The sequence below is a fragment of the Duncaniella dubosii genome, from assembly GCF_004803915.1.
GTDB lineage: Bacteria > Bacteroidota > Bacteroidia > Bacteroidales > Muribaculaceae > Duncaniella > Duncaniella dubosii.
Map to the genome: position 1 here is coordinate 2,967,264 of NZ_CP039396.1, position 13,892 is coordinate 2,981,155.

Here is a 13,892-nt window from a genome sequence, read left to right on the forward strand (position 1 = left end):
TTATTTAACTTTTAAAAGATATTTTAAAACAAATATACTACTTTTGTGGTTAATACTATCGTAGACGCAGATACTTTTTATGTCTGACAGAGGGGTTTCTGCCATGCAATTCATCACTCGGAAGTATAACCTTTTAAATTTAATGTGCATTGAGCCGTAACATTGGTAAAAAGTCGCTTAGAGCATTCCTGTGGACGCTTCTTGGTCTCGTATTGTTACTGATTGCAATACCGATTCTCCTTTATGTACCGGTTGTTCAGGATTTTGCTGTTAAGATAGCCACGCAGCAGGTAAGCAAGTCGACTGGCATGAAAATCGGAATTGGAAAACTGCGTCTCGGATTTCCATTGAAGCTGAAAGTCGAGGAGGCAAGTGTCATAATGGCTAACGGCGACACAATGCTGACATCAGCTCGTCTGGCTGTAGATGTCAGACTGATGCCTCTTTTAAAAGGCGAGATTGAGGTAAGTGGTGCTGAACTTGAGAGTGCGTTCTACCAGCTTGGCAATAATGATTCGGTTATGTGGCTTAGAGCAAATGTCAACCGTGCCGACATAGATGGAAGTGAAATCAATCTCAAAACCGGACGCATAGATTTGTCGACTGTAGATATAGATGGCGTCCGAGTCAGATTGCGCATGCTTAATGATACGACCACGACACCTGTCGATACGGCACAGGCAACGCCTTGGAATGTGAATGCTGACCGTATCACGATTTCCAATCTTGCCTACGAGATGTCAATGGAGCCGATCATCGATAGTCTTGGCTGTATGGTAGACATGATGGAACTTCGTGACGGACATTTCGATATGGCTACGAAAAAAATCTATGGAAGAAGTCTACAGGTTGATAGTGTGACCGCAGCCTACATCTATCCGCTGGTTGGCAATGGAACGTCAACTGATATGAGTACCGATAGCGTTACAGCTGTAGAATCCGATTTGTGGACAATCACAGCAGACTCGCTTCGTCTGACTGCCCGCAGTGGTCTTTATGCACAAAAAGGTGTTAGACCGGCTAAAGGTTTTGATCCTTCTTATATAGAAGTCAGTGACGTAAATATAGAGGTTGATTCATTTTTCAACAAGGGAACAGCGATACGCGTGCCTCTGAAAAATCTATCAGCAAATGAACGTTGCGGACTGATGTTCCATGCCGACGGTCTTTTTGAAATGGACAGTAAAAAAATGTCTGCCCGTGATTTCTCAATTGAAACTCTGCGTTCCTCGCTACTGGTTAATGCTGAAATGGGAATGGGAGATTTATTGACAGACCGTTCCCTCCCATTGGGGCTGAAGGCATCGGGCCGGATTGATCCCAAAGAGATTATCATGGCATTCCCTGATATGAAAGCTATGCTTAAGCCTGTCACTCCTATTTCGCTTTCAGCTGATATTGAAGGAACTCCGTCGTTGCTCAATGTATACACTCTTGATTTACGGATGCCGACGCTCGCTCATATTGCTCTTGAAGGTGAAATCAGCAATCCTTTTAATCCTGAAAAGATTGGTGGACAGCTTAATATAGACGGAACTTTGTCTACCATTACCGACAAACAGTTTGCATTCCTCCCGATAAAAACGGTTCCGGCACTCTCGATTAACGGCACTGTCGATTATTATCCGCAGAAGGTGTCCGGTGATGTTGTACTTATGACCGGCGGAGGCAAATTGGCCGGTGCAGGCCGATGGGTGGGAAAGGCTGAATCATACAGTGCGACCCTTAATCTTCATGATTTTCCTGTAGATGCCTTTGTCCCTGAATACGGTGTCGGCAGAGTCACTGCCACCCTGACTGTTGATGGTAAGGGATATAATCCGCTAAATAAGTCTACCTATATTGATGCGGATGTAAAGGTGGGAAGTATTGTCTACAACAAAGCGACATACAGTGATATTGCCCTCAATACCACGCTTCATGACGGAAACGCATCAGGGTTAATCGAAAGTTCTAACCAAGATGCGGATGCATCTGCCCGCTTTGACGCGCAGATTGATGGCGATACAGTCGAATGGAATCTCAATGCAGACATACGCAATGTCAACCTTCAGGCGCTTGGCCTTTCGCCTACACTGAACCGTGGCAGTCTCGACCTTACTACCTCAGGTCGATATAATGTCGCAAAATCCTCTATTGATGCAAGGGCGGACGTTTCCAATCTCACATGGAATCTTCCGGAAATTGATATAATCTCACCACAACCAATCAATTTGTCGCTTGTTTCTTCCGATTCAATTCTTAACGGCGGACTTGTAAACGGAGACCTTGACCTTAAGCTCAGTTCTGATAATTCGCTGTTTGGTTTTATGGATGGCTTGACGGCCGGAATGAAAGAGGTGACAGCACAGATGGACAGTATGCGTGTCGATGTCGGAAGACTTCATCTGTCTTTTCCGCATTTCGATATGATTTTAAACATGGGCAAGAACAATGTGGCAGCCAGATATCTGAATGAATCTTCAAAAATAGAATTCAATAGATTCACAGCCGGGCTGCACAACGATTCGCTTCTATGGATCAATATGCTCGCCAATGGATTTATGACAGGAACTACACGTCTGGATACCATCTCTTTCAATGCTATCCAGCATGGAACTTATCTTGTATACAAAGCCGACATTAATAACCGACCCGGGACATTCGATGACTTCGCTCATGTCGTGCTCAACGGTTTTGTAGGTTCTAATAGGTTTTCAGCTTATTTAAAACAACAAAACATCAAAGGTGAGAATGGTTTTAATCTCGGCTTGACTGCTATGCTTGTCGACAGTGTTGTTACAGTAAAACTCGTCCCTACGAAGCCGACAATCGCCTACAAACCTTGGACAATAAATAAGGATAATTTCATAAGTTATAATCTTGCGGCACGCCATCTTGATGCGTCGCTCTCTCTACAGGGTGAAAAAAGCTTTATAAAAATTTTCACCGAACATCCTTTGACCGCTGATTCCCTTACCCGCAATGTAGAAGGTCATCCGGTCTGCGACGATTTGATTGTGCAGATTTCTCAGGTAGAGCTTCAGGACTGGCTCTCAATCAATCCATTCGCTCCTCCTATCAAGGGTGATCTGAATGCGGATATGCGTATACACTATGAAGATGGCATTCTGACAGGCAAGGGTGACATCAGCCTCCTTGATCTTTTCTATGGTCGTGACAAGGTCGGAGATTTCGATCTTGCTGTCGATGTCGCAAATAGCCATAACGGAAAACTGATGGCAGATATGAGCCTGATGGTTGATTCCGTAAAGACAATCACGGCTCATGGCGTGCTCAATGACAGTACGGCGGAGAACCCATTCATGCTTGATTTCAGAATGATTAAATTCCCCCTAAGAATAGCCAATCCGTTTATACCGGAGGGAATGGCAAATCTGTCAGGCATGCTTAACGGTGAGATGGAAATCACAGGCTCAATGTCGCATCCGGTATTTAACGGATTTATAGATTTTGATACAACAGCGGTAAAGGTCAAGATGCTTGGGACTTCTTTCACTTTCTCCGAAGAGAAAATACCTGTTGACAGTGGTATCATTTCATTTAATGATTTTACTATCAAGGGATGCAATGACAATCCATTTTACCTGAACGGAACTGTTGACGCACGAAATCTGGCAAATCCAGCACTCGATATCTCAATAAATGCAAAGAACATTGAAGTTGTCAACAGTTCGCGCGCAAGAGGCGGTGCGGATATATATGGCAAAGCCTTCCTTGATGTTAATGCAAAAGCAAAAGGAGATATGACACGCATAAATCTTGATGCTGATTTGGGCGTTCTTGCCGGAACGAATGTCACATATGTATTGTCAGAAGCATCACAGGCTCTGTCATCACAATCGACAGAAGATATGGTTCATTTCGTGCAGTTCAACGATACGAGTTCTGTAGCTAAGGCTGACTCTATAGCCAATGCACCTATGGCCATTAACCTTGATGCCCGTCTTTCAATCGAAGAAGGCTCTATAATAAATGTGGATCTTTCGGCAAACGGCAGTAACAAGGTGCAGGTGCAACCTTCAGGCAACGTCGTCTTCACTATGTCGGAGCTTAACGGTGACCGTATGACAGGACGTATAAATATCAACAATGGCTTTGTGCGTTATACACCGCCGTTCATGAGTGAGAAAAACTTTGCTTTCCGCGAAGGATCATACATCTCTTTCAATGGAGACATGATGAATCCGATACTCAATATTCAGGCAGTAGATATAATAAAGGCAAATGTGACACAAGACGGTCAGGATTCACGATTGGTTAATTTCAACGTGAAACTGTCTGTCACCAATACACTCGACAATATGAATGTGGCATTTGATCTTTCGACTGACGATGATATAACTGTCCAGAATGAACTTGCTTCGATGTCTGCCGAACAAAGAGCCAATCAGGCTATGAACCTGTTGCTCTATAATGTCTATTCAGGTGCCGGGACAAAGGGAAATGCAAACCTATCTGGAAATCAGTTGTATTCATTCCTGACATCGCAACTCAATTCTTGGGCTGCAAACAACATCCGTGGTGTAGATCTTTCATTCGGCATTGATCAGTATGATAAGACGTATGGCGGTTCGACATCGACCACTACTTCATATAGCTATCGTGTAAGCAAGACATTCTTTAATGACAGATTTAAAATAGTTGTTGGAGGCAATTATTCAACAGACGCGGATGCAGATGAGAATTTCTCGCAGAATCTGATTAACGACATATCGTTTGAATATATGCTCAACAAGTCAGGATCAATGTATATAAAGATATTCCGTCATACCGGCTATGAAAGTATACTTGAGGGAGAAATCACTCAGACCGGAGTCGGCTTTGTCCTCAAAAGAAAGCTTAATACTTTGTGGGAACTGTTCGGAATACGTCGTGAAGACTAAGATGTATTCTGCAGACAACAAATATGTTCTGAATCAATTATGAGAAAACTAATCATATATTTAGCAGCAGGCTTGCTGCTTGCCGGTTGCTCGACGACAAGGCGCATCGGCAAGGATGAAATCCTGTATACAGGATTAAAAGGAGTCAATGTGCAGACCCCGGAGAATGAAAAATTTCCGTCAGATGTAAAATCGACTCTTACGGAAGCTGTGTCTGTAAAGCCAAATAATTCGCTATTGGGCTCTGCATCGGTTCGCTATCCGTTCCCTCTTGGGCTTTGGGTCTACAACAACTGGCCTAATCCACCCAAAGGACTGAAGCATTGGATATATGAGAAACTTGCGACAACGCCTGTCCTTGTCAGCGATGTTCGTCCGGAGGTGAGAGTACATATGCTTGACCAGTTGCTTGATAATAACGGATATTTTTCCGGGACATCTGCCTATGAGCTCGTACAGAAGCGCAACAAGAAGAAAGCCTCTATATTATATAAGGTGGAGGCAGGCAGACCTTACCTGCTGGATTCACTCATACTGCTTCCTGATTCAGTCCACCTCTATCATCTGATTGACTCGGTGGCAGAGAAATCGAAGTATTTTAAGGTCGGTTCTCGTTATTCAACAGATTCATTGTCTGTATTGCGGATCGACATCGCGAATGCCGTCCGGAATCGTGGATATTATTATTTCCGTCCGGAATATATCCAATATCTTGCCGACAGCACAATTAATCCGGGAAGTATCGCGTTGAAACTCGATATCGCAGACAACACTCCGGCAATAGCCCTCGCACGTTACCGCACAGGTGAAATTACCACCTACATATATAGAAACCGAGGAGGAGGTGCTCCTGACACTATCGATACAAAAAAAGGTACTCTTATCAGATATATGCCATCGCGTTTACGCGATGGATTGATTCCGTCATGTATCGCTTTCCGGGAGGGACGTACATTCTCCGTCCGTCAGATGAATAACACACAAAGTCGATTGTCGCGTCTTGGCATTTTCAATGATATAAACATTACTGTCACACGTGACACAGTCCATACCGATGAGAACCTTCTTGATGTTGCTATTGAATGTACTTTTGACCGTCCGCTTGAAGCTTCTATCGAAGCCAATGTGTCTTCCAAATCCAACTCTTATCTTGGTCCGGGTCTATCGCTTGGGCTCACAAACAGAAATCTGTTCGGAGGAGGAGAGCTTCTCAACCTCTCGTTGACCGGTGCTTATGAGTGGCAGACAGGATCCGGCAAGAAAAATTCTGTTTTCAACTCTTATGAGGTCGGTTTGAATGCGACCCTTGCTTTCCCTCGTCTGTTAGCCCCTAAATTTATCCCTAGGACTCGCCGTGATGTCAGCTGGACACGTATTTCATTAGGTGCTGACCTTCTCAACCGTCCGCACTATTTCAAACTGAGCCAGTTTAATGCCGGTCTTGCATATGACTGGCAATCGTCAAAATATATTTCAAACACCTTCACTCTGTTTAAGCTTACCTATAACAAACTTCAGCATACCACTCCGGTCTTTGACTCGATTATGAATGCCAATCCGGCGATCGCACTCAGTTTCCAGAGCCAATATATCCCGCAGATGTCTTATAGCCTTGTTTTCGATCGGGCAACTCGCCGGAACACATTCAACCTTCAGCTTACTCTTCAGGAAGCAGGCAATATCTTCTGGTCGATATACGAATTGTGTGGCAAGAAGGGCGAAAAATCATTATTCAAAACCCCGTTCTCGCAGTTCATCAAAGGATATGGACAATTCGTTTATGGCAGAAGACTTTTCGGAGATCATTGGCTTGTAAATCGTATCGGTGTCGGAGCTGCATATGCCTATGGCAATTCATCGCAAGTGCCTTACAGTGAGCAATTCTATTGTGGTGGTGCGAATTCGGTGAGAGCATTTACCGTACGTTCCATTGGTCCCGGTTCATATCGCGCACCTGCCGATCAGGTCAACGGCTATTTTGATCAGACTGGAACGTTTACGTTTATTGCAAATTCGGAATACCGTTTTCCGATACTCGGGCCTCTACACGGTGCATTATTCCTCGATGCCGGAAACGTATGGACACTTAAAAACGAGCCGGAACGCCCCGGTGGCCAGTTGAAAGCAAACACCTTCTTTAAAGATCTTGCGCTCGGTACGGGAGTTGGATTGAGGTTTGATATTTCTATGCTTATAATTCGTGGCGACCTTGGAATAGGAATCCATGCTCCATATGATACCGGGAAGCGCGGATACTACAACATGGAGTCATTCAAGAAGTCTCTTGCATTCCACCTTGCCATTGGCTATCCGTTCTAAGCAAATTCACCGAAAGAACTTTTTATGGGTTTGAGTTGTCTTAATTATATGGACAGTTCAAACCTATTTTTATGAAAAAGACCTTAAGTTACATAATATTCTTTTTAATCCTGACAGTTCTGGTAGCGGCATATGCCGATAGAGTAGTAAAAGCCGATAAAGGTTATACCGCACCTGATATTGAAATGCTCGCAAATGATTCGGTTAATGTGTCGCTTGACAAATTGAGAGGTAAATATGTCCTTGTCAATTTCTGGGACTCTTCAAATGCGGTTTCAAGAATAGCCGCAGGAGAATATGACCGTTTTTTACACAACAACGGAAATTCATTTTCACTTTTGTCAATAAATACCGACGAAAATCCAGAGCTTTTTAAGGAAATCGTGAAGAAGGACAACCTCGATTCTTCAACCCAATTTCACATCTCGGATGCTAAAACCCGACACCTCTCTGAAAATTACCGCCTTGATTCTGGATTTTCATCATATCTAATTGATCCTCAAGGCAAGATCGTTGCTGTTAATCCATCGGTCACCACTCTTGAAAAATATCTCTCTCAACATTGAGAGCCATTGGATGTTTGCTAAAATTAATAATTCTCATTAAATTTGCATCACAATTCATCATGAAACGATTTCTGTCAATCATCATTTTAGGTTCATTTGCCTATATGCCTTTGTCGGCAAAAGTAGTTAGGAACTACGGCAGTACATCTGATAATGTGCTGACTTTTGCTGTCGACAGTATCGACTATCGCAAGGATCTGACACGTGTCTACGGCAAGATACACGGACGGCCTCACACCTCTAACCGAATAGATGAAGTGCAATACATATCTACCGGCAATGCAATGATGTCAACAGATATTGACGGTGTTGACTTTCGTCGCTACTTCCAGTGGGAGGATGACGGTCTGATACCGATTGAAATCGATTTCCCCGCAACAAAGCCTGATTCGGGAGTTCAGCTGCTGTTCACGACCGCCCATGGACAGTCGACTACTACCGTAAAAAAGATAGCCACAAAACATAGATAATGAAACTCTGTATCACCGAGAAACCAAGTGTAGCCAAAGACATAGCCCAGATACTTGGCGCTGATGTGCGCCGTGACGGATATTTTGAAGGAGGGGAGTATAAAGTCACATGGACCTTCGGCCATCTTTGCACCCTTAAAGAACCCGGTGATTATGAGGAACGTTGGAAACGGTGGGCTCTTGGCGTGCTCCCGATGATTCCGGCTCGCTTCGGTATAAAAGTCATTCCTGACAAGGGGATTGAAAAACAGTTTCAAGTCATAGAAAATCTGATTTCGGAAGCAGATGAAGTGATCAACTGCGGTGATGCCGGTCAGGAGGGTGAATTAATCCAGCGATGGGTGATGCAGAAGGCTTCTGTCAATTGTCCGGTCAAGAGACTTTGGATTTCATCTCTGACAGATGAGTCTATACGCGAAGGGTTCGCACGCCTTCAGCCTGAATCAGATTTCGATAATCTCTACCATGCAGGCCTGTCTCGTGCAATCGGGGACTGGATTCTTGGAATGAATGCTACTCGTCTTTACTCGCTGAAGTATTCTTCACCTGGTAATGTTTTGTCAATCGGTCGTGTTCAGACTCCAACTCTTGCCCTCATAGTTCAACGGCATTTTGAAATAGAAAATTTTAAGCCGGAGGATTACTGGGAATTGAAAACTCTTTATCGTGGAGCGCTGTTCAACGCTACTTCTGGTCGCTTCAAATCTCCTGAAGAGGCCGAAGCCGCACTCGAAGCGATAAAGTCTTATCCAATGGTCATAAAGGATGTGCAGAAAAAGAAGGGTAGGGAGGCTCCTCCTCGTCTTTTCGACCTAACATCCATGCAGGTGGAATGTAACAAAAAATGGGGATGGACTGCAGATGAAACTCTAAGGCTCATACAGTCTTTATATGAAAAAAAAGTGACGACCTATCCACGTGTCGATACTACGTATCTTTCTGAAGATATCTATCCTAAGGTGCCGGGTATACTTCGGAATATGACTCCTTATGCAACCTTGACATCTTCGATACTCGCTGATAAGTTGCCGAAAAGCAAGAAAGTATTTGATAACACTAAGGTGACTGATCACCATGCCATTATACCTACCGGTCAGTCTCCGTCTGTGCTTGTTGGCAACGAACGGCAGCTCTATCATCTTATTGCGCTGCGGTTTATTGCTGCATTCTATCCCGATTGTAAATTCCTAAGCACAACAGTACTTGGCGAGGTAGATAAGACCGGCTTTAAGGCAACAGGTAAAGTGATTGAAGATGCTGGTTGGCGTATTGTATATGATAATACACAGTCGAATGATGATACCAAGGATGACGAAAATTCTGACGATCGTATTCTACCAGACTTTACGATAGGAGAGAGCGGCCCACATGAACCGTCATTACAGAAACGCACCACTCAGCCTCCCAAATATTATACTGAAGGAACGTTGTTGCGTGCGATGGAATCAGCCGGTAAGACCGTGGAGGATGAGGAACTTCGGGAAGCTATGAAAGAAAACGGCATCGGACGTCCGTCGACACGAGCTGCTATTATCGAGACGCTATTCAAACGTAAATACATTTATAGGAATCGAAAGTCCATCATGGCTTCTCAGGCTGGAATTGACTTGATTTCGACCATAAACGAGGATCTTTTGAAAAGTGCGAAACTTACAGGTCTCTGGGAAAATAAGCTGCGTCGAATAGAAAGAGGCGATTATTCGGCCTCGGACTTCATTCAAGAACTTAAAATATTGATTAATGAAATTGTAATCAATGTTTTAAGCGATAATTCAAAATCAAAAATTATCGTAGATAATACCTCAAGAGGTTCAGACAAAAGTGGTGGCGATGATAGCGATTTAAAAGAAGGCAACTCAGTAAAACCTACCAAGCCAAGAGCGCCTCGCACGACTAAATTCGAACAAGTAGAGTGTCCCATCTGTGGAAAGGGGCATATATTGAAAGGTAAGACAGCCTTTGGATGTAGCCGTTTTAGAGAAGGATGTTCTTTACGCCTTAGTTTTATAGACTATCCGGAATCTCTAACGCCAGCCAAGCTGAAAAAAATATTGAAAAAGAAATAAGATGCTTTGACGGACGGCGTGCTTACGTCGTCCGTTGCCGATTTATCGAAAATCGTTCTGCGTATATAGCCCCAATAATAAATTCTGGTTTCATTTCCTGTAATAACAACGAAATAGGGCATCTTTCAGAAAAAGCCAAACATGCTATTTAACATAATCGCGATTATGAGACAAATAATCTCTATGAATTGTCAGAGGTTTTATTTATTGATATTATAAGTCCGACATTATTATTAATCATTTTTTACTTAATATTCCCATGATTGTTTCTTGTAGTAGTTAAAACAGCTAATCATTTAGCCAATAAGCGTTAAGCTTATTGTGCATATCAATGTTTATGTCTAATTTTGCATCACAAAATAAGCACATGATTTCGTATATGTTCTAAATATTATGATTATACACAAAGAAAAGTTCCAACCCTTAAGCTAAAAGAAGAATATAAGATTATGAACCTATCATATCACTAAAAACATATCTTATCCTTTTCTGAATTAATTATTTACCGCTAATTTTCCTATTTCCTATCAATTTAAGCAGTTATCACTCTGTAATGGATAAACTATATCCGAGACAGAATGAGTTTGAGAAAACGAATACCGATAATTAGAATTGATGATTATAATTTCGGACGTCACACTACGAGATGTAGCGGGCGTCCTTTTTATTTGGTTAATAGAATATGGCATTTATAAATTTGATAATCACACCATTATAAGTACGCGTGATTATCAAATTTATAAACGAGACTATCATCTAAGTGTTAATGCCACTACATTCTCGACATGTTGGGTATGAGGGAACATATCGACAGGCTGTACAGCCTCAATATCATATTTTTCATGAAGGAGAGCAAGATCCCGAGCTTGAGTCGCAGGATTACAGCTCACATACACAATGCGTTTAGGGGCAGCATCAAGAATCACTTTAACGACATCATCGTGCATACCTGCTCTTGGGGATCAACTATCATTACATCCGGACGCCCATGCTGAGAGATGAAATCAGAAGTCAGAACATTCTTCATGTCACCGGCATAAAATTCAGTATTTTCCAGTTTGTTGACCGAGGCATTGACTTTTGCATCCTCGATTGCTTCAGGAACATATTCAATTCCTATGACATGGCTGACATTTGGAGCGATGAAACAAGCGATGGTCCCTGTGCCTGTATACAAGTCATAGACCAGTTCATTACCAGTCAGTTTTGCAAAATCTCGCGCAACGCTGTAAAGTCGATATGCCTGTCGTGAATTTGTCTGGTAAAATGACTTTGGTCCGATTCTGAATTTAAGGCCCTCCATCTCTTCTTCGATATATTCGCGTCCTTTGAACAGCAATATTTCCTGATCGGCTATCGTATCATTAACCTTGGTGTTTATAACATATAGGAGCGATGTGATTTCCGGAAAGTTCTCAGCCACAGCAGTGAGCAACTCCCCTATCTTATCACTGTCATCCTCGCCAAATACCATGACCGCCATGACCTCTTCGGTAGAAGAGATACGTATCATAAGTGTACGCAAAAAGCCGTGCTGTTCCCGCAGATCATAGAAACTGTAATTATGTTCCATTCCGAATTTCTTAATGAACACGCGCAACCGGTTTCCAAGATCCTCTTGAAGATGACAACGGTTTATATCGAGAACTTTGTCAAAAGCTCCTGAAATATGAAATCCGGCAGCTCTTCGTTCCGGGAAATCCGCACCCGAACGAAGCTGGTCAAATGTCAGCCATTTCTTGTTTGAGAAAGTGTACTCCATTTTGTTTCTATATTCCCAGATGTTCTCAGAACCAAGAATCGGAGTAAGTTCGGGAAATGGAATTTTGGCGATACGCTGCAAAGCATCCTCTACCTGTTTCTGCTTACATTTAAGCTGAAATTCGTAAGGAAGATGCTGCCAGCGACATCCACCGCATAGAGTGAAATGTTCACATCGAGGCTCTACACGTATCGGTGACGGCTTCGAAAGATTTTCTATATGACCTTCGGCATAGCTGCGTTTCTTTCGGTCTATTTTTATATCCGCAATGTCGCCCGGAGCTCCAAACGGAATAAAAACGACCATCTCGTCGACGCGGGCAATTGAATTACCCTCGGCGGCCACATCAAGTATTTCAACATCGCTCAAAAGCGGTAGTTCTTTCTTTTTTCTTGCCATATTGCACTCACTTTATAAGTTTGTGACTTGTTTTTTACAATGATTCGGTAAAATTTGAGGTTGTTCAGCCTAGGCTAAGCCGCTAACTGAGCCAACCGATGATTTATTTTCTGAATTATTTTGAGATGCGGAGATTTTCCGCAAGTCGAAATAATTGTTGAGGCGAGATAAGATTCAAACATAAGCCGTTTGAACTGTGCTAACGAAAGATCCGGATAATCTTTCCTTATGACCTCCTTGCAGACATTGAGTGCAGTGAAGGAAAGATTGAATGCGAAGTCAAGCCGGTCTTTGTCGCGTGTCTGTTGCGACTGGAGTCCTGTAAACTGTTTGGCATCGCGTATGCCGAACTCAATCTGAAAGCGGGTGCGGTAGAAACCGATGATCTTTTCAGACCTCATATTGGTGTCTGTAGAGAAGTAAAGAAGAGGCTCTGCGTTTTCAACCGGACAGACCACGATACGGATGTCGCGTTTCAATGCCCTCGAATGTACGACCGCCGTGTGACATCGGTTTTTGTTTCCTTTGGAATCCTCATATATGAATGAGGTGAACACGGACATATCAAGATTGGAGAAATCCACTTTCTCTCCATACTTTTTCTTTCTGCCGCGTCTTCGCGGGGCGGAGGAATCCGGTATGGCCAGATACCTCAGATATGAGTTGGCACGTAATCTCCCGACAAATCGAAATCCCATGCCAATCACTTCATTTACAAACTCATATTTGGAGAAAAAGGCATCGGCAACCAGAATATCCGTCAGTGAGAGCAGCTCTGTCGCCTTTGACCTGACAAGTGCCACATACCAGTCAAGCATTGACATTTGTTTCTCAGATTCAAGAGTCCTGAAGTTCGGTGACTGGACAGCACCGAGCATCACGCATGTATGTTTACTCAGACTTATTGCCCCGATCGCCATTATCTCCAGACCGCGTTTGACACGTTGTGCCACCCCTGACCAGAAACGGCCTATGCCATACGTCAGTCTGCCTGCTTTTGAAATGAACGACGGATCGATTGCCACTGCCATGTCATCGGCCGGCCCAAAACAATCCTGCGCCATACCTATGTTGACTTTCATCCAGTCTACGGATGTCTTGAAATTGGAGGCAAAGGTCTTGGCTGTACGACCGCCATAGCGCGACAGCCGGGTAAAATTGACTTTGCCCGGAATCAACGCTACAGTGCGTATTGTTAAAATCAGCCAGTTGAGGAACCTTTTGCTCATCTTGGTTGTAGTATTTTCAAATACCGACTTACACCGAAAGGTGAAGTCTTTGAGAATCGCCAATACGTTCATGGTATAAGTGTTTTATAATGAACGCTTTGGCGATTCATTTGTATTTGACAATTCGACATATTAACTTAAGTTTCAACTACTTCGGTAATTTTTACCGAATCATTGTTTTAGGAATTTAAATAA

6 protein-coding genes and 1 pseudogene are annotated in these 13,892 nt (G+C 43.1%); 5 read left to right on the top strand and 2 right to left on the bottom strand.

Annotated features, from left to right (window positions below):
• Positions 1-149 precede the first annotated feature (149 nt).
• The 5 genes from E7747_RS13285 to E7747_RS13305 all read left to right on the top strand — a co-directional run bounded on the left by E7747_RS13285 (position 150) and on the right by E7747_RS13305 (position 10,307).
• Positions 150-4,886, top strand: coding sequence for a translocation/assembly module TamB domain-containing protein (locus E7747_RS13285; protein ID WP_136416479.1), 4,737 nt, complete (start codon positions 150-152; stop codon positions 4,884-4,886).
• 39 nt (positions 4,887-4,925) lie between these two features.
• Positions 4,926-7,205 (top strand): translocation and assembly module lipoprotein TamL, encoded by a 2,280-nt coding sequence (gene tamL / locus E7747_RS13290; protein WP_123614771.1) that lies wholly within the window; start codon positions 4,926-4,928, stop codon positions 7,203-7,205.
• A gap of 71 nt (positions 7,206-7,276) precedes the next feature.
• Positions 7,277-7,771, top strand: a complete 495-nt coding sequence (locus tag E7747_RS13295; protein ID WP_123614772.1) for a TlpA family protein disulfide reductase — start codon at positions 7,277-7,279, stop codon at positions 7,769-7,771.
• Positions 7,772-7,830: 59 nt separating this feature from the next.
• Positions 7,831-8,241 (top strand): hypothetical protein, encoded by a 411-nt coding sequence (locus tag E7747_RS13300; protein ID WP_123614773.1) that lies wholly within the window; start codon positions 7,831-7,833, stop codon positions 8,239-8,241.
• On the top strand, positions 8,241-10,307 hold the full coding sequence (locus E7747_RS13305; protein ID WP_123614774.1) for a DNA topoisomerase 3: 2,067 nt from the start codon (positions 8,241-8,243) through the stop codon (positions 10,305-10,307). Before E7747_RS13300 ends, E7747_RS13305 begins: the two co-directional genes overlap by 1 nt.
• Before the next feature lie 752 nt (positions 10,308-11,059).
• On the opposite strand, the pseudogene rlmD reads toward E7747_RS13305, so the two are convergent.
• Positions 11,060-12,414, bottom strand: a pseudogene (rlmD, locus tag E7747_RS13310) (23S rRNA (uracil(1939)-C(5))-methyltransferase RlmD).
• A gap of 128 nt (positions 12,415-12,542) precedes the next feature.
• A complete protein-coding gene (locus E7747_RS13315; protein ID WP_136413561.1) occupies positions 12,543-13,769 on the bottom strand; it encodes a transposase in 1,227 nt (408 codons plus the stop codon).
• Between the last annotated feature and the right edge of the window lie 123 nt (positions 13,770-13,892).

Excerpts from the sequence above, each read along its gene's own strand:
- tamL (WP_123614771.1), top strand. The coding sequence starts at position 4,926 with ATGAGAAAACTAATCATATATTTAGCAGCAGGCTTGCTGCTTGCCGGT.
- E7747_RS13295 (WP_123614772.1), top strand. The coding sequence starts at position 7,277 with ATGAAAAAGACCTTAAGTTACATAATATTCTTTTTAATCCTGACAGTT.
- E7747_RS13300 (WP_123614773.1), top strand. The coding sequence starts at position 7,831 with ATGAAACGATTTCTGTCAATCATCATTTTAGGTTCATTTGCCTATATG.
- E7747_RS13305 (WP_123614774.1), top strand. The coding sequence starts at position 8,241 with ATGAAACTCTGTATCACCGAGAAACCAAGTGTAGCCAAAGACATAGCC.
- E7747_RS13315 (WP_136413561.1), bottom strand. The coding sequence starts at position 13,769 with ATGAACGTATTGGCGATTCTCAAAGACTTCACCTTTCGGTGTAAGTCG.